We start from the raw sequence: 17,932 nt of genomic DNA, 5'->3' as shown, positions 1-17,932 counted from the left end.
ATTATCTTTTTATCAAATTAAACCAGGTAGAAGAAAGTAAATACGAACACCCATACAAGATCAACAAAGTGCCAGTACAAACCAACTTTTTCAACCATTTCGTAGTGCCCACGTCTATCATAAACTCCCATTACTGTATTGAAGTAAACGAGGAAATTTAAACAAACTCCACTAAATACGTGAAACCCATGGAATCCGGTTATGAAGAAAAAGAATCCAGCAAAATCCGGAGGACCATATTGATTTTCCATAAGGTTAGCTCCAAAAATGGTTCTTGTTACTTCCTGGCCATTGATAATTTGTTTTACAACTGTGCCTGCATCAGTACCAATAATAAAGTGAGTCCATTCCCAGGCCTGGCAAGAAAGGAAAGTAATTCCTCCGATAATAGTCCAGAGCATCCATTTTTCAACAGCAGCACGATCCATACGATGTCCGGCTTCAACTGCCAACACCATGGTTACACTACTCATGATCAGGATAAATGTCATAATACCAACAAAGACAAGAGGAAGTTCAACGCCGTGAAGGAATGGCACAGCATCAAATACTTTTTCTGGAACTGGCCAATATTCCGGAGAGAATACAAAAGACTCAACCTCACCTGAATATCCAGGGTGAGAAGAGCGCACTAGACCATAAGTAATAAGTAATGCTGAGAAAGTAAAAGCATCGGAAAGAAGGAAAAACCACATCATGAGCTTGCCGTAGCTTGCGCCCATTGGTGATACTCCGCCATCCCATATACTTCTTCCGGGTGCTTGAACACTAGTCGTTGAGGTACTTGCCATTGTTTTATTTCAATTTATCGGTTCAATATTAGAAAGATGAACAAATATAGCCAAAGGATATCCAAAAAATGCCAGTAGGTAGCACACATTTCTATGCGTACCATGCTTTTTGAATGTACTTTGTTTTTAAATGATGCCGTTAATACTATCAATAAAAATACCACCCCTCCTATCACGTGCAATGCATGCGCCCCACTCAACACATACATGAATGAATGCGAAACATTTCCACCAGTGAAGAATTCCTTCATCGCTATCATCTCACCATACGCAAGAAACTGACCAACTAAAAAAGCTACACCAAGTATGGTTGTAATACTGATTGCCAGCTTTAACTTCTCCAAATTATCCTTTCTGGCCGCATTCACAGCCCAAACCATGCTAATACTGCTCAATACAATAATACCGGTATTAACATAGAAAAGATTAGGAATCACAATTTCAGACCATCCAATATCTCCTCTTTTTACAATGTAAGCACTGGTCCATGCACCAAAAAGCATGATAACAGTTACTATAAAAAGCCACAAAGCAAACTTTTGCGGATGCATTGAGAGTGGCTTTTTTGCTTCTTCTACTATTTTAATATCTGCTGCCATATTTAATCTACCCTACTAATCAAAGTTTATCTAACAAATACGCTATTTGAACAACGGGTAAGTACAAAAAAGATCCGAACATTATCTTTAATGCCGATCTTCTATCTCCTGATCGCATTAAAGAAAAGGTTTGGGCAAAGAAAAGTACACCACAAACTGTTGCAACAATTGCCGACGTAATACCTGTTATTCCAAAAGCTGCTGGTAATAACCCTAAGGGTATAAGACACATCGTATAGATCATGATTTGAATTGCAGTGTTAAGATCTTTCGCACCACCTGACGGAAGTAATTTAAACCCAGCTTTTTTATAATCTTCATCCGCCACCCAGGCTATTGCCCAAAAATGGGGGAATTGCCAAATAAATTGGATACCAAATATAATTAACGCTTCATGCGTAATGGCTCCACGAGATGCTATCCATCCTAAGAGTGGAGGAAGCGCTCCTGGAATAGCTCCAACAAAGACAGCAATGGAACCCACTCGCTTAAGAGGCGTGTAAACAAAAGCATATAAGATCATCGAAACTACTGATAGGACAGTAGTAAGTGTATTAGTGAATAATGAAAGAATTATAACTCCCAATAGAAAACAAACAAAGCATAACGCAAGCGCTTCATTAACCGAAACGCGGCCAGAAGGTAACGGACGGCTCATGGTTCTTCCCATCAGCTTATCAAGGTCCCTTTCTATGATCTGATTGATTATTGAAGACGCTCCGGATAACAAAAAGCCCCCAATAAATAACATTACTAATACTAATGGTTCGACAGTTCTTGAGGCTAGAACGTACCCAAAAGCACATGAAAAGGCAACTAAAAAAGAAAGACGAAATTTAAGCAATTCGTAATATGCTTTGGACTTGGCGAGTAGAAGCGACGCCCCTGATAAAGTATGAATTTGTCCGGCAATCATATCAATTTAATACGGGTTCCTCTTTTCTGTTTAACTTCAACAACAACATAAACTGCACACCAAAACAGATTGTAGCAAGTACTAAATGAACAGGCTGAAGAAAGGAAGGAATAGCAAACCAAGCCATACTTATACCTGTTAATATAGTCCCCAAAATTAACAGTATTAAAGTAAGCGGGAAAGCTTTTAGTCCCTTAGTTTTTCTCAAAATCAGAATTAAACCAACGTGTAAGATCAACACCAACCAGGAAAATGACCTATGAATAGTAAACGTGGTACCAATTGACGTTAGCCAATTACTTCTTTCCGTTGTTGATGCTACCAGATCAATTGCTTCCCTCACCTGAGTACCCAACAATATTTGTATCAGCAGCGTAACAATACATCCCAGTAATAGCCAGAAAGGTACGGGACTTTGTATGGAGTAATGATCGTAATCACATTGATCAACAAGATAAATGAGTAGGGCGACAATGACAATAGCTAAAAACATATGGACTGTAACGGTCCAAGGGGTAAGGTTGGTTGATACGACGAAAGAGCCAATCCAGCCTTGAAAACCAACGAGAAGGAAGGTAAGCAAGGCGACAATGGTTAACATTCTTTGTGATCTCCAGAATTTTAATGAGCTTACAAAGACTGCGAAAATCAGAAAGCCAATAATTACTCCGATTATTCTGTTTACATATTCAATAAGTGTCTTCGTAGGATTAAAATCTCCTTCTTCAAGAATAGACTCGTTGGTTAATATTTTCTCTCCAGTTTCTGAGAGACCAATGAAATTAAGATACTTCGAAAACTTGACATTCTTTTTATGCCGATAATCAGCATATATTTCCTTGTAGTTCTCAGGAAGCTCTTTAACAGACGTTGGCGGCACCCAGCTGCCAAAACACCGAGGCCAATCAGGACATCCCATACCAGAACCTGTGCTTCTCACAATTCCTCCCACCATTATCAGTACGTATACTGCAACTAATGTTCCGATGCTTAATCTGCGAAATGATCGCATAATATCTGTACAAAAGAAAAGTCCAAAGTTTAAAAATTAGCTCTCTTTAAACTTTGGACTCTTACATATTTAAAATCGTTTAGTGTTTTCCTTCTACAATTATCGCTCCCTGTTCACCTGATGTCTCTAGTTTAATCAGCTCATTTTCATGAGGCAAATTGGATTCAGGGGTTTCAGAGTATGGAATATGTTGAGGAATATAGTCATCCTTCGCTCCTGGTTTGCTGTAGTCATAAGGCCATCGATAAACCGAAGGAATCGGGCCTGCCCAGTTACCATGACCAGGAACACGCGGAGTAGTCCACTCTAAAGTATTTGAGTACCACGGATTCGTAGACGCTAGGCGACCACGGAAAATGCTATAGAAGAAATTGAAAAGGAATATGAACTGAGCCGCTAATGTCGCAATCGCTGCAATACTTACAAGCATGTTCAAATCAAAGAACCCATTGAATGTATCGAAGTTAGTCCATGAGTAATATCTTCTAGGGAAACCTGCTATGCCAATGTAGTGCATTGGAAAGAATACAAGATACACACCTACGAATGTCAACCAGAAGTGAATCGCTCCCAATCTATTATCCATCATACGACCGAACATTTTAGGGAACCAATGATAGATACCTGCTAGCATACCAAAGAATGACGCACTACCCATTACAAGGTGAAAGTGTGCAACTACGAAATAGGTATCGTGAAGCTGAATATCAATAGCTGAGTTACCTAGGAATATACCTGTGATACCTCCTGTAAGGAAAAATGACACAAGTCCAATCGAGAACAACATGGCAGGAGTAAATCTGATATTACCTTTCCATAAAGTAGTCACGTAATTAAAGATCTTCACAGCAGAAGGCACTGCAATGATCAGTGTTAACAGCATGAAGATTGACCCTAAGAACGGATTCATACCTGTTACGAACATATGGTGCGCCCAGACGATAAATGAAAGGATAGCAATAAATAACATTGATCCAATCATCGCTTTGTAACCAAATATTGGTTTACGAGAGTTAGTAGCTATAATCTCAGAGCTAATACCTAATGCAGGCAGAAGTACAATATATACTTCAGGGTGACCTAAGAACCAGAATAAGTGCTGGAATAAAATCGGACTTCCTCCTGTATGAGGTAATGCTTCACCGCCAATATAAATATCAGATAAATAGAAGCTGGTACCAAAACTACGATCAAAGATCAGCAGTAACGCAGCTGCGAACAATACAGGGAATGAAAGCAAACCAATAATAGCCGTAAAGAAGAATGACCAAATTGTAAGGGGCATTCTTGTGAACGACATACCTTGTGTTCTCAGGTTAATAACAGTTGTGATATAGTTTATACCACCTAAAAGCTGGCTTACGATAAACAACGCCATCGATACAAGCCACATCGTCATACCGGTACCCGAACCTTTAATAGCTTGCGGCAACGCGCTTAACGGAGGATAGATGGTCCATCCACCACCGGCAGGCCCTGTCTCAAGGAAGAAAGAGATAAACATTATCACGCTGGCCAAGAAAAAGAACCAGTATGACAGCATGTTCATGAACCCAGAAGCCATATCTCTGGCTCCTATTTGCAATGGGATAAGGAAATTTGAGAATGTACCACTCAAGCCAGCAGTAAGGACAAAGAATACCATAATGGTTCCGTGCATTGTTACAAGGGCGAGATAAAACTCAGGATCGAGTTTGCCTTCACCTGTAATCCATTCTCCTAATATCGGCCTTAACCAATCAAGATTTGCATCAGGAAAACCCAGTTGCAATCTAAAAATCACTGAAAGCGTACCGCCTATCAATGCCCAGAAAATACCGGTAAAAAGGAATTGTTTTCCAATTACCTTATGGTCTTCACTGAAGATATATTTTGTCCAAAAATTTCCTTCATGATGTTCGTGATCATGGCTATGATCATCATGGTGGTGAACATCGAGATGGGTGTGAATATCTGTTGTTGCCATGTTCTAATTTCTTTTACTTATTTTACTTCGTTCTCCGCTACCGTGTTCCCTGGATCTTCCTGAAGACCTGCTTTGATCATTGCAGCTTCCTGCAAAGCTGCCGGAACCTTCTTCAGATAGTCAGGATTTTGCTTTAACCAGGCTTCCTGTGTTTTTTTCCATTGTTCATATTCTTCCTCTTCATGAACAAACACAGGCATTTTCATAGAGAAGTGACCACGACCGCAGATTTCAGTACAAGCAAGCTCATAGTTGAAATTCTGATTTCCAATCTCATCGCGCATCTCTTGCGTAGTTTTTGTAGCTACGAATTTAAATTGTGTAGGCATTCCAGGTACGGCGTCCATCTTCACACGGAAGTGAGGAAGGAATACAGAATGAATTACATCTTTTGCTCTGATCTTTAATAAAACTTCTTTTCCTTTTGGCAGATGAAGCTCCAACGACTTAAAATCATCAAAAGAGTTCTTATCCGAAAGATCCAACCCAAATTCATTAATCGGGTCAATCAATTTGAAGTTATACTTGCCTAACTCATTATCCTTGATACCTGGGTATCTTGCTGTCCATGCAAACTGCTGCGCAACAACTTCAATAACCTCAGCTTCCTTTGAAGCAGGACTGGTTATCTCATTCCAGGCACGAAGACCTGTAAAGATTAGTATAGCAAGAACGATAGCAGGAATAATCGTCCATGTTAATTCCAGATAGTGGTTGTCTGGATAAAATTTGGCTCTGTTACCTTCCTTATACTGGTACTTGTAAACAAAGATGAACATTACAATACTGATGATAGAAAATGCTATTACCGTCACAGCCATTGTAATCCAGAAAACACTGTCAGTTTTAACAGCATGTTCAGATGCTATTGGCAATGTGTAATCATCGAAGAAGGTATATGAATACCAGAAGAATACTCCTAAGCTTATCACCATGAACACAACAAACAGAATTGCATGAACCCCATTTGATTCATCTACGCGGTCAGTCTTTCTTCCTTTTGCAATACTAACCAGGTTGCTAACTCTGAATATTAGATAAAATATATATAGAATCAGAATTACACCTAAACCTATTATCAAACTCGTCATAAATCGCTATCTGTTAAATGTGATGATGAAGACTTTCTTGTAACATCGGATGATTTTTACCAACCAATGGATGCTTTGCTAAACTGCTTAAAACAACCAACAGGAACACAGCAAGGAATACCAAGGACAATCCTATTTCGAGGAAACCCAGTCCCCCTTGTAGTTGCATAACTCCCGGTGTTACCATGTTATAGAAATCAAACCAGTGACCTACAATGATAATCGGACAAACAACCTTTAGCATAGATACCTGGCGTTTTGCATCTCTTGTCATTAATAACAAGAAAGGCAATACGAAGTTTAGGATAAGACTGGTATAAAATATCCAGCCGTAAGGACTTGTTGTTATACGCTCAATAAAGTAAACAGATTCTTCAGGAATGTTCGCATAATAAATCAACAGGAATTGACCGAACCATATGTATGTCCAGAAGATTGAGAACGCAAAGCAGAATTTTCCTAAATCGTGTAAGTGATTCTCATTCACAACTTTCAGATACCCCGCGCTCTTCAAATAAGCAACAATTAAAGTGATCATTGCTAGACCGGTTACCCACCAGCTTGCAAATACATACCAGCCAAACATTGTACTGAACCAATGCGTATCAATACTCATTACCCAATCCCAGGCTGCTATTGAAGAACTTACACCAAAGAAGATAAGGAATACCGTAGATACAACCCTGTTCTTATACCAATATGATGTTGATGGATCCAGGTCCTCTGCAAGCATATTTCTCCTGATCATGATGAAGAACCAATACCACATTCCGAAGAACAATACCATTCTAAAAATGTAGAATATCGGAAACCCACCTGGCGATCCTGGCCAGAAGAAAAACGGTGCTTTCTTATTTATAATCGGATCAAACGTAGCCCCTTCTTTATACAGGTAATCATGAGTCCAATGGAAAATATCATGACCTGTAATAAACCATAGAACAAGCATTAAAACACCAGCAATCGGAATCCAATTGGCCATAGCCATTGGTACACGAAGTACGCCAGCAGACCATCCCGCCTGTGCGGCATATTGAATAGCAATGAAGAACAAACCAATGATTCCAAGACCTGCAAAGAAAACATTGTTCATCCAAAGTGTTGTGAACAATCTTTTAACCCAATACGTAGTTTCATGATGACCTGCAGGTACCTCGTGCTGATCCTCCTCAGATGAAGTTTCGGTATCATGTTGCTGTCCATCCTGAAGGCCCGCAACTAATTTACTTGTATTTACCGTTTCAGCATGACCGCCGCCATGTTCTGCCCCGTGATGATCTCCACCTCCGCTCATGGCAAGTATCAAGCCCAGGATAAATAACGCCACCCCTACACCTAATAGTATAAAGAGCTTATTGCGCGTCTCCGTCCTGTATACGTATTGTTCGTCTGCAACTATTGTTTGATGATGAGCCATTGTTTTGTTCCGTTATCCGTTTATCGGTTATTCGTTAAATCTTTTGCTCTTATATTTATTTCTGTAGTGTTTTTACATACTTCGCAATCTTCCAGCGATCTTCAGGAGCTATTTGAGAGCCATGTGGCCACATTAAATTTTTACCATAGGTTATAACATGGAAAATGTGTCCTTCTGTAATACCTTTCAATGCATCTGACTTGTAATTAGGTACACCTGCGTATGCACTTTTGTCCTTTCCATCAACTTTCACCCCAGAAGCTACTTTACCATCTCCTTCTCCTTTTGCACCGTGACAATGATCGCAATACATTTCGTATAGTGCTTTGCCGTCAGAAAGAACCTGAACTGTAGAATCCAAAGGATTCTTTAATCTATCGGCAAGCCTTAAACCAGTTGAATCATTTGGCAAACGATAAGGCAACCATCCTTGGGCATTACGTTTAACTGTATTGGCAGGAGGCGTCCTCATATTCATGCGGAACGGATTGAAATTATTTGAATTGTAATACTCCGCATGATTATCAGGATATTCAATTGACGTTACCCAACGTCCTGCTTCCTTATCTGTAATCTGCTTATAAGGTTCATAAGCTACAGAATGGTACATGTTAGGAGCATACTCAGTTCCCTGATCATCACCTCCAGCGCTACATGAAGCCAGTAGTGAAATTCCTGCAAATCCTATTAATAAGCTTTTTACTAAGCGCATATCTTATTATTCAAAACTCTTTAGATTAACTTCCGAAGCTCCAACTTTCTTCAGCAAGCTGCTGAGGTCGTCAGTAGTCTTCCCTGAATTAGTAGCTAGATCAATTGCCATTACATGTTTATCGTCTGTACTTCTCACATCAAACTGCTGAGGCCATTTATAAGGCTTCATGTCACTTACTATCATGAAAGTGGCAACCATACCTAATGCCGCAAGAAGTACTGTCAATTCGAACGTAACTGGAATAAAAGGAGGTAGAGAGACAAAGTTTTTACCACCAATAATCATGGGCCAGTCGAACCCAAGCATCCAGATCTGCATCGTCAATGCGAGTGTGGTACCTGTCAGTCCAAAAAAGAAAGCCGCAATTGGTAGTCTGCTTCTCTTATACCCCAAAGCCGTCTCAAGGCCGTGTACAGGAAATGGAGAATATACTTCATGTATCTTCACACCAGAGTTTCTTACTGTTGTTACAGCATCAAGCAGCACATCTTCATCCTCAAAAACTCCTACTATATAATTCTTATTTGCTTCCATTTATCTTATAACTGTAGTTATCGGAAAATATTAATGTCTTGTTTGATCTACTTCTCTTGGTGTGCCTTGTGTCCCCTCAGAAGTTGATTTCACAATACTCTTTACTTCTGCCATATTAATCACAGGAAAGAACTTAGCAAACAGTAAGAATGCTGAGAAGAACAATCCGAAAGTAAATACGTATTCACCTATATCATACATTGTCGGGTGAAACATTGTCCAGCTTGAAGGAACATAATCCCTATGCAATGAAGTAACAATGATTACGAAGCGTTCAAACCACATTCCTATATTTACAATTATTGACAATACAAATGTTGCTACAATACTTGTTCTGATCTTCTTAATCCAGAAAAGCTGAGGAGAGATTACATTACAAGTCATCATAGACCAGTATGACCATGCGTATGGACCAGATACACGATTGTAGAATGCATAACCTTCATATTCTACACCTGAGTACCACGAAATAAACAACTCTGTGATGTAAGCAACCCCCACAATTGAACCTGTAACAATAATGATGATGTTCATCAGTTCAATGTGATAGATGGTAATATAATCCTCAAGTTTAAATAGTGCACGCGTAATCAACAGCAGGGTTAACACCATAGCGAAGCCCGAGAAAATCGCACCGGCAACGAAGTACGGAGGAAATATAGTAGTATGCCATCCTGGTATTACAGATGTTGCAAAGTCCATGGATACGATTGTATGCACAGACAATACAAGTGGTGTAGAAAGCCCGGCTAATATCAATGCAACTGCTTCATATCTCATCCATGTTTTTGCACCACCTTGCCAGCCAAAGCTAAGCGTGTTATAAACAATTGCACGAACTTTCTTTCCTTGCCTTACTGCCCTGTCGCGAATTGTTGCGAAATCAGGAATAAGACCGATGTACCAGAAAACCAATGATACTGTGAAATATGTAGAGATCGCGAATACGTCCCAAAGTAGAGGAGAGTTAAAGTTCGTCCAAAGCGAACCGAATGTGTTTGGAAGTGGAAGTGCCCAATAGAATCCTAACCACAAACGCCCCATGTGAATCAAAGGGAACGTTGCAGCACAAATTACGGCGAAGATCGTCATTGCCTCTGCGGCTCTGTTGATTGACATTCTCCAACGCTGACGGAATAGTAAAAGAATTGCAGATATCAATGTTCCTGCGTGACCGATACCAACCCACCATACGAAGTTTGTAATATCCCACGCCCAACCTACTGTTTTATTAAGACCCCACATCCCGATACCTTGCCAGAGAACTGTGCAAACACAGTAAAGACCATAGGCAAAAAGTACCAGAGAAATTGCCATGGCTAAATACCATGAGCGTGTTGGTTTGTTTTCCACATGACGGCTAATGTCATGAGAAACATCCCCTACGGTTTTCCCTCCTGTGATAAGCGGGTCGCGAACTGCCGAAGTTACTGCCATTGTCGTTTATACGTTATCCGTTATTTACTTCTTCTTTATTCTTAAGCTTTATTAGTATCCTTATTTCTAACCTTTGTGAGGTACCAGATATTAGGACGTGTGTTAATTTCTTCCAGTACACTGTATGCACGTGGATTATCAGATTCCTTATCGTTGATAAGCGGTCTCTCAGGATAAAGCGGTCTGATCTTTAACAGTTTTGCAACTTTGCTTTCAGGATCATTCATATCTCCGAAAACAATCGCACCAGTAGAGCAGGCAGCAGAACAAGCAGTTACTACCTCACCGTCTCTAACATCTCTGCGTTCTTTTTTCGCATTTAATTTACCAGCCTGGATGCGTTGTACACAAAATGTACATTTTTCCATTACACCGCGTGAACGGATTGTTACGTCCGGATTTAATACCATCTTACCTAGATCGGTATTCATCGCCGGATTCACGTCCTGGAACTGTTTGTTGTCGTGATATTTAAACCAGTTAAAACGTCTTACTTTATAAGGACAGTTGTTAGCGCAGTAACGAGTACCAATGCAACGGTTATAAGCCATTTGGTTCAAACCTTCAGTACTGTGTGTTGTTGCAGCAACAGGACATACGGTTTCACATGGTGCATTATTGCAATGCTGACATAGCATCGGCTGGAATACTACTTCAGGATTCTCAGCTGCATCTTCAAGTCCTTTCCAATCATCCGGTGCCGCATCACTGCTGTAGTAGCGGTCAATACGTAACCAGTGCATCTCTCTTCTCTTAATTACTTCATCACGGCCAACAAGAGACACGTTATTTTCCACGTTACATGCAACTACGCAAGCACCACAACCTGTACAGGTGTTGAGGTCAATTGCCATTCCCCAATGATGCTTCTTATAATCGTGACCTTTCCATAATGAAAGCTTCTCCGGATCCATCTTGTGATCAGGATCTTTCCATGTATTGATCATTGGCTGGTAGTGATCTTCTTTAAAGCTACCATCCTGATATTTATCAAGCGTCGTCTCCTGTATTACAGTTTGACGATTCATGTGAGTCTCATGTGTTTGAGTTTGAGCAATCTGATAATTTTCAGATGTGATCTCGAACTTAATATTAGTTGCACTGTAGCTCAATGATCCGTTAACCATTGCTACTAATGGATAAGCATTTACCCCTATTCCATCAGCAACTTTACCTGCTTTTGTACGACCGTAACCAACTGGCAATCCAATTGTTCCCGGTGTTTGACCAGGCTGTACCAGTACTGGCACTTTAACTGTTTTACCGTTGATAGTTATTGAAGCGAATTTGGTAAAGCTCTCATCGAAAGAAATCTCCTTCGCATCTTTAGGAGATACAGTTGCGTAGTGATCCCAAACGGCCTTTGTAATAGGATCAGGTAGCTCTTGCAAAAGTGGGTTGTTGGCTTGCGAGCCATTTCCAACTGTACCATTTTCAAAAAAGACAACTTCGAATCCTTCAGACTTATAGTTGCTTGCTATTGCTCTTGCTGCTGCATTTACATCTCCTGTAAAAGAAACAGAGCCCGATCCCTGAATTGGTTGCTCATAAATACCATCGTACAGACATTTATCCCAGAAGGTCTGGAAGTCCATTGATTGGTTTGTATAGAACCAATTTCTCCAGTTATTTTTTACAAATTCAAAGTAATCAGCGTTAGTCTCACCAGCCCAAATAAGTAAGCTTTCTTGTGCAGCACGTGACTTAAATATTGGTGTGATGGTAGGTTGAGAAAGGCTATAGAAACCTCTCTTAGGTTCTGCATCATTCCATGATTCCAGGTAGTGATGATCAGGGGCAATAAAGATCGAAGGAGCTGCCGCAGCAGTTTCTTCCTCCTTATAACCTGTTGCTATAGAGAGATTAATTGTTTTTAATCCTTCGGCAATTTCCTGTCCCATTGGATGATCGTATACAGGGTTGCTGTTTAAGAAGATTACACCTTCTATCTTTCCTGCTTTTAGATCTGAAACGAAAGCTGCCATTGCAGCATCGTTGCCTTGTTTAAAGTTCACAGGGATATTAGGAAGAATGGTGGTTCCATAACTTCCAAGCATATCGTTGATCGCATTAATGATTGTCTGTACTGACTTATCATTAGAACCTGCAACTACTAACGCCTTTCCGCGGTTAGCCCATAATTCTTCTGCAGCCTTAGCTACATTTGGCTTTTCAATACCTCCTGAAATTGTAGGACGTCCTGCTTTGGAAGCGATTGTATTATAAATTTGTATCGCAACCGCACCCTCTTCAGAAGGTTTAATTTGTGTTCTATAATCAGCATTTGCACCAGTAATTGACAATATAGACTCAAACTGGTAGTGACGTGACATTACTTTCTTATCGTCAGAAACGTCACGTGTCTTAGCATACTGCTTTGTATTCTCTATTGTAGATCCCCAGCTGTTAAGAAAATCCGCAGCTATACTTACTATAGTATTTGCCTTGCTGAAATCATAAGAAGGGAAAATAGCACTGCCAATAGACTCCTCATTAGCTTTTACAATTCCGTAATGTGAAGTTTGATCGTATTGAATGTGCTGTGTAGTAGGATATTTTGTTTTAAATCTTTCAATTACAGCTTTTGTACTCGGGCTTAAAATACTGTAACTGATAATTCTTATCTGACCACCCTTTCCGGCAATCTCGTTAAGCTTTGCAATAACTTGACTATCTAGATCTGCCCAATCGATCTTCTTACCTGCTGCCTTTGGCCCGCGAAGTCTTGAGTTATCGTATAATGAAAGAACTGAAGCTTCAACTTGTGCATTAACGCCGCCTTGTGTTACTGATGATAACGCGTTACCATCAATCTTTATAGGACGACCTTCGCGTGTTTTAACAACAATGCTGCAATAATCACCACCGTTAATATATGTAGACGCGTAGTAGTTTGGAAGACTTGGCTCTACATCAACAGGTTTCTGCACATATGGAATTGCTTTTCTGATAGGGGCTTCGCAGGCAGCCAATGAAGCTGCAGCAACACCAAATCCCATCATCTTTAAGAAATCTCTGCGTGAGTGACCTAAATCTTCTTCCGGACCAGGTTGAGCAAATTCTGCGTTAGCATTTTTTACAAACTCAGAAGAATTTTTGAGTTGCTCGATGCCTTTCCAGTAAACCTTCTTAGAATCTTTCATCTGTTTAATACTATATCTTCTAGATCTAGACTAATCTTTTCTTCTTAATAGTGACATTTAGAACATTCAAGACCACCAATGTCTTCAACTTTCATTGGTTGCTTAGATGTCTTATTATGTAATTCAACTAGCTTATCGTAATACGCATTACCTTTTGCATTAACATCGGTTTTTCTATGGCAGTCAATACACCATCCCATTGTTAATAAAGAATGCTGGCGAACTACATCCATTTCCTGAATAGGACCATGGCAGGTCTGGCATTCAACACCACCAACATTTACGTGCTGCGCGTGGTTAAAGTATGCCAAATCAGGCAGATTGTGAATGCGAACCCATTCAATAGGTTTATTCTCATTATAGGCTCTTACAATTTTTGCTATCTCTCCTTCGCCTGTATTTGTACCTGACTTAATCTGATTATGACAATTCATACAAATATTTACAGAAGGAATTGTTGCGCTTTGCCACTTCATTACACCAGTGTGGCAATATTTACAGTCAATTTCATACTGACCCGCGTGTACTTTGTGTGAGAATGCAATTGGTTGTTTTGGTGCATAACCTTGTTGAATACCAACAGAGTATAAACCATTAATTACTGTCTTGAAACCAAGTGCCGCAACAATAAATGTAACAGCGAAGATGAAACCAGGACTTCTTGTGATTGATCCTGCCGTAATAGGAGAATGTACAACTTCTCTTTCTTCTTCTGTTAAAGTTTTTTGATCGAGGAAACGCTTGATAGCAGAAATCAAGAAGCCTAATATGATAACGAGCAGAATGAGGATGATCACCATTCCTATCAGAATGATGTTAAGATATTTTGGTGCAGTATCTCCGCCTTGAGGAGGTACTGGCGCGCCTCCGTCTTGTCCACCTCCATCTGGTCCTGCCTGTGCTTTTCCTGCTTCAGCCTTAATATAGGCCAGGATGTTCATGATGTCCTGATCCTTAAAGCTTGTGAAAGCAGTCATCTGTGTCTTGTTGTACTCGTTAAACAAGTTCACAGCGTACTGATCTCCGCTTGCAATCACGGCAGAAGAATTCTTTATAAAAGACTTGATCCAGTCAATGGAAGGAGCCCTATCGTATACGCCTGCCAATGCTGGGCCAACCAGTTTCTGATTTACACGGTGACAGGCCTTACAGTTTCCGTTAAATAGTTGTTCTCCAGCTGAAATCGCAGCAGGTTCTGATGGAATATCCTGGGAAAAAGCGGTGAAACTAAATAATGAGAGAAGGAAAACTAATATGAAGGACTTGTACGATGAATAAAGGTAATTATTTATCATGATTAGGTTAGTGTCCGTTTCCAAAACAAGTGGCACAAATCTACTATCGGAACTCATTTTTTCAAATTTATTTATGGTTCTGCACAATATTTTATCAATATTTTAAAGGCTCGATCACAAGGCGCGAAATCGGCCGCGAAAGGTAGTTACAGAAAGCGAACAAGAAGCGAGAAATTATTAATTTAGAACGATTTTAAATTGACATCACCCTTTTTGAAGGACTCTTCTTCAGTTTAATAACTACTAAATAAGTAGAAGTACTTAAGGCAACGTACAACTACTTACTATCACTGTATTTATCTTAACTTATATCTTAAAGAGTCGGTATATCTAATTTATTTAAAAACCTTGTTTTGCCTTCATAAACTCCTCATTGTTCTCCTGCAGGTTATCTAAGCCTTTCCGGCTTCCGGTTCTAATGCCTAAGAATTAAGCCTTTTCAAACTTAACCTTTATTCGTTAATATCTTAGAAAAATTAAACGCGCATTTTACAGCGACACGTCTTTCTAATATGGCCTTAATGTTTGTTAATCCAACTTCAACTTCGACCACCCCTCCTCTATACCTAAACCAAATAATGCAAAATCATACTTTACGGGATCTATCGGATCAAACTTCTTCAGGTTATTTGTTAACTCAACTGCTGTTAACCAGTCTGTTTGCTTTCTTTTAATAAGTTTAAGTCTTCTGGATACACGATCTACATGAAGGTCACATGGGCATATCAGCTGAGATGGAGAGATCTTTTTCCATATTCCAAAGTCAACACCTTTATTATCAGCTCTAACCATCCATCTTAGGTACATATTGAGTCGCTTACAGGTCGACTTCCTTTCGGGTGTCGGCAAATGCTTCTTGGTGCGATGGGGATGGTGCTCCAAACTAAAGAAGAGATGATGGAATTGAACGAGGCCCGCTTCAATATTCTCAGCTTCTTGCGGTACCTTGAAAGCCTCTTCGAGCGATGGATACTGTGAGTAAATAGATTTTAAGGCTTCAATAAAATATAGAGCATCCGTACTGCTAAAAGTCCTGTGTTTAAAATCCTCAAATTGCTTTAAATCTTTCTCTCTGTGATTAAGAATGAATTTATAAGGATCGTTATCCATCCGTTCTAAAAGCTCACGGCATTTCCTTATAATTGTTACCCGCTGCCCCCAGGCAAGTACTGCTGCAAAAAAACCAGCAATTTCGATATCCTGTTTCTTCTTAAACTCATGAGGAATTGAAACAGGATCATTCTCTATAAAGCCTTCAACGTTGTATTGATCCGTTTTCTCATCCAGGAATTCTTTTAGTTCTGAAATAGTTAACCTGCGCGCCAATGCAATTTGATTTTTACAAGATTAATGTAAATCCTACAATCTTTAAATAATTTAGCAGCAATGACTCTATACTTCTATTGATGAAAATCTTAAAGCGTATCCTCCTTATTTCCCTGTTACTTATAATTGCTTATGCTCTCTTTTATGTATGGAGAGCATTTCCGATAATAAGCGGTTATGGAGCTAAAAACATGTGTTCATGCGTAATGCTTGCTCAACGAAACGCTGAAGATGTTATTAAAAACGAGTTGGGCAAATTCCCGCTTCACCTTGGTTCATTCTCTGTTAACTTCAATGACTCTTCAACAACTGGTACTGTATTCGGCCTTGCGAAGAGAAAAGCCATTTATCGCAAGGGATTAGGATGCACTTTAATTGCAGAAATGGACGAGGAAGACCTCAGAAATCAAAAGATTAACATCCCTGCTCCTCCCCGTGTTAATCAGGATACTGTCGCATGGCCTACTGGAAATCTAATAATGGATTCAATTAATGAAAGTACAAAGCATGAGACACTTGAAGCTGTATTAGAAACTGCCTTTGCAGAACCAGGGCCAAAAAAGCTACGGCGAACAAGAGCCGTGATTGTAGTACATAACGGAAAAATAATTGCAGAGCGCTATGCACCTGGCTTTACCACAGAATCAAAGTTGATCGGGTGGTCAATGACCAAAAGTATAACCAATGCACTTGTGGGTATTCTTGTAAAGCAAGGCAAACTAGACGTAAATGAACCTGCCCCTGTTGGTGAATGGAAGAATGATGACCGAAACAGGATTACTTTAAATGACCTGATGCATGCCAGCTCCGGATTAAAATGGGAGGAGAATTATAGTGGCCCTAGCGGCGCTACCAACATGCTTTTTAAGAAGAAGGCAATGGGAACATATGCGGCTGACGTACCATTGGCTAACGAACCGGGAAAGGTCTTCTATTACTCAAGTGGTACTACTAATATAATTTCCAGGATTGTAAGAGACGCTATTGGTGATCAGAACTATTATCAGTTTCCCTACACGGAGTTATTTTATAAGATTGGAATGTTTAATACAACGCTGGAACCAGACGCATCCGGCACTTTCGTTGGTTCTTCATACTCATTTGGAACGGCGAGAGATTGGGCCAGATTTGGACTCTTGTATTTAAATGATGGTGTATGGAATGGCGAACGCATACTACCAGAAGGATGGGTAAAATACACAACTACACCTGCACGTGGTGCTGATAGAGGACAATATGGTGCGCAATTCTGGTTAAATGCAGGTGCCCCCGGAAAACCGGAGTTACGATATTACCCAAGCGTTCCTACAGATTTGTATTGGGCTGATGGTTTTGAAGGACAAAACGTCTTTATACTTCCATCAAAAAAATTAGTGGTGGTGAAACTAAGCCTCTCGCAAGGCAATTATCTTGATGATAACGAGTTTCTTGCAAAAATCATAAATGCACTTCCGAATAGTCAAACTTCGATAGAAAATCAGGAATATTAGAAGTTACTAAAAAGTAAGCTACTTGGTCAGCTCTTGAAAAATACTTTCAAGGGAGTTCTTCTCCTGTTTCAACCCTACCATAGAAAGATTTCTGTCGGCAGCGAACCTGAAAATTTCAGGACGAAGGTCCTTTTCTTCCGTGCTCGTGATCCGATAGGTATTGGATGAAATTTCCATCACTTCTTTAACACCTGCTATTG

The 17,932-nt window shown here is 39.9% G+C and carries 14 protein-coding genes and 1 pseudogene; 1 reads left to right on the top strand and 14 read right to left on the bottom strand.

Features of this window, described 5'->3' with window-relative positions; translation table 11 throughout:
* Window positions 1-17 precede the first annotated feature (17 nt).
* From KK060_RS18145 to KK060_RS18085, 13 genes are all read right to left on the bottom strand, one after another.
* Complete coding sequence (locus tag KK060_RS18145; RefSeq protein ID WP_254155196.1) at window positions 18-791, bottom strand: cytochrome c oxidase subunit 3; 774 nt, start codon at window positions 789-791, stop codon at window positions 18-20.
* Between the two features lie 14 nt (window positions 792-805).
* Window positions 806-1,390, bottom strand: coding sequence for a cytochrome c oxidase subunit 3 (locus KK060_RS18140; protein WP_254155195.1), 585 nt, complete (start codon window positions 1,388-1,390; stop codon window positions 806-808).
* Window positions 1,391-1,409: 19 nt separating this feature from the next.
* Window positions 1,410-2,306 (bottom strand): heme o synthase, encoded by an 897-nt coding sequence (cyoE, locus tag KK060_RS18135; protein WP_254155194.1) that lies wholly within the window; start codon window positions 2,304-2,306, stop codon window positions 1,410-1,412.
* Window position 2,307: 1 nt separating this feature from the next.
* Complete coding sequence (locus tag KK060_RS18130; RefSeq protein ID WP_254155193.1) at window positions 2,308-3,318, bottom strand: COX15/CtaA family protein; 1,011 nt, start codon at window positions 3,316-3,318, stop codon at window positions 2,308-2,310.
* Window positions 3,319-3,397: 79 nt separating this feature from the next.
* Window positions 3,398-5,284, bottom strand: coding sequence for a cytochrome c oxidase subunit I (locus KK060_RS18125; RefSeq protein ID WP_254155192.1), 1,887 nt, complete (start codon window positions 5,282-5,284; stop codon window positions 3,398-3,400).
* Between the two features lie 17 nt (window positions 5,285-5,301).
* Window positions 5,302-6,375 (bottom strand): cytochrome c oxidase subunit II, encoded by a 1,074-nt coding sequence (locus KK060_RS18120; RefSeq protein WP_254155191.1) that lies wholly within the window; start codon window positions 6,373-6,375, stop codon window positions 5,302-5,304.
* Between the two features lie 13 nt (window positions 6,376-6,388).
* Window positions 6,389-7,792, bottom strand: coding sequence for a quinol:cytochrome C oxidoreductase (locus tag KK060_RS18115; protein WP_254155190.1), 1,404 nt, complete (start codon window positions 7,790-7,792; stop codon window positions 6,389-6,391).
* Window positions 7,793-7,847: 55 nt separating this feature from the next.
* On the bottom strand, window positions 7,848-8,504 hold the full coding sequence (locus KK060_RS18110) for a c-type cytochrome (protein ID WP_254155189.1): 657 nt from the start codon (window positions 8,502-8,504) through the stop codon (window positions 7,848-7,850).
* A 6-nt stretch (window positions 8,505-8,510) separates the two neighbouring features.
* Window positions 8,511-9,041: a DUF3341 domain-containing protein gene (locus KK060_RS18105; protein ID WP_254155188.1), complete on the bottom strand. Its 531-nt coding sequence runs from the start codon at window positions 9,039-9,041 to the stop codon at window positions 8,511-8,513.
* A gap of 30 nt (window positions 9,042-9,071) precedes the next feature.
* Window positions 9,072-10,478, bottom strand: coding sequence for an NrfD/PsrC family molybdoenzyme membrane anchor subunit (gene nrfD, locus KK060_RS18100; protein WP_254155187.1), 1,407 nt, complete (start codon window positions 10,476-10,478; stop codon window positions 9,072-9,074).
* Between the two features lie 41 nt (window positions 10,479-10,519).
* Window positions 10,520-13,621: a TAT-variant-translocated molybdopterin oxidoreductase gene (locus KK060_RS18095; protein ID WP_254155186.1), complete on the bottom strand. Its 3,102-nt coding sequence runs from the start codon at window positions 13,619-13,621 to the stop codon at window positions 10,520-10,522.
* A 44-nt stretch (window positions 13,622-13,665) separates the two neighbouring features.
* A complete protein-coding gene (locus KK060_RS18090) occupies window positions 13,666-14,916 on the bottom strand; it encodes a c-type cytochrome (RefSeq protein WP_254155185.1) in 1,251 nt (416 codons plus the stop codon).
* 528 nt (window positions 14,917-15,444) lie between these two features.
* On the bottom strand, window positions 15,445-16,242 hold the full coding sequence (locus KK060_RS18085; RefSeq protein WP_254155184.1) for a TIGR02757 family protein: 798 nt from the start codon (window positions 16,240-16,242) through the stop codon (window positions 15,445-15,447).
* An 80-nt stretch (window positions 16,243-16,322) separates the two neighbouring features.
* On the opposite strand from KK060_RS18085, the gene KK060_RS18080 reads away from it, so the two are divergent.
* Window positions 16,323-17,732 (top strand): serine hydrolase domain-containing protein, encoded by a 1,410-nt coding sequence (locus KK060_RS18080; RefSeq protein WP_254155183.1) that lies wholly within the window; start codon window positions 16,323-16,325, stop codon window positions 17,730-17,732.
* Window positions 17,733-17,750: 18 nt separating this feature from the next.
* On the opposite strand, the pseudogene KK060_RS18075 reads toward KK060_RS18080, so the two are convergent.
* Window positions 17,751-17,932, bottom strand: a pseudogene (locus tag KK060_RS18075) (gliding motility-associated ABC transporter ATP-binding subunit GldA); the annotation flags it as partial.

It is taken from the genome of Chryseosolibacter indicum, assembly GCF_018598585.1.
GTDB lineage: Bacteria > Bacteroidota > Bacteroidia > Cytophagales > Cyclobacteriaceae > Chryseosolibacter > Chryseosolibacter indicus.
This window is presented reverse-complemented; position numbering and strand designations above follow the sequence as displayed.

What these genes read in the sequence shown, in the direction of transcription:
- KK060_RS18130 (WP_254155193.1), bottom strand. Translation starts at nt 3,318, where the DNA reads ATGCGATCATTTCGCAGATTAAGCATCGGAACATTAGTTGCAGTATAC.
- KK060_RS18140 (WP_254155195.1), bottom strand. Translation starts at nt 1,390, where the DNA reads ATGGCAGCAGATATTAAAATAGTAGAAGAAGCAAAAAAGCCACTCTCA.
- KK060_RS18080 (WP_254155183.1), top strand. Translation starts at nt 16,323, where the DNA reads ATGAAAATCTTAAAGCGTATCCTCCTTATTTCCCTGTTACTTATAATT.
- KK060_RS18110 (WP_254155189.1), bottom strand. Translation starts at nt 8,504, where the DNA reads ATGCGCTTAGTAAAAAGCTTATTAATAGGATTTGCAGGAATTTCACTA.
- KK060_RS18095 (WP_254155186.1), bottom strand. Translation starts at nt 13,621, where the DNA reads ATGAAAGATTCTAAGAAGGTTTACTGGAAAGGCATCGAGCAACTCAAA.
- KK060_RS18120 (WP_254155191.1), bottom strand. Translation starts at nt 6,375, where the DNA reads ATGACGAGTTTGATAATAGGTTTAGGTGTAATTCTGATTCTATATATA.
- KK060_RS18125 (WP_254155192.1), bottom strand. Translation starts at nt 5,284, where the DNA reads ATGGCAACAACAGATATTCACACCCATCTCGATGTTCACCACCATGAT.
- cyoE (WP_254155194.1), bottom strand. Translation starts at nt 2,306, where the DNA reads ATGATTGCCGGACAAATTCATACTTTATCAGGGGCGTCGCTTCTACTC.
- KK060_RS18115 (WP_254155190.1), bottom strand. Translation starts at nt 7,792, where the DNA reads ATGGCTCATCATCAAACAATAGTTGCAGACGAACAATACGTATACAGG.
- KK060_RS18145 (WP_254155196.1), bottom strand. Translation starts at nt 791, where the DNA reads ATGGCAAGTACCTCAACGACTAGTGTTCAAGCACCCGGAAGAAGTATA.
- KK060_RS18090 (WP_254155185.1), bottom strand. Translation starts at nt 14,916, where the DNA reads ATGATAAATAATTACCTTTATTCATCGTACAAGTCCTTCATATTAGTT.
- KK060_RS18105 (WP_254155188.1), bottom strand. Translation starts at nt 9,041, where the DNA reads ATGGAAGCAAATAAGAATTATATAGTAGGAGTTTTTGAGGATGAAGAT.
- nrfD (WP_254155187.1), bottom strand. Translation starts at nt 10,478, where the DNA reads ATGGCAGTAACTTCGGCAGTTCGCGACCCGCTTATCACAGGAGGGAAA.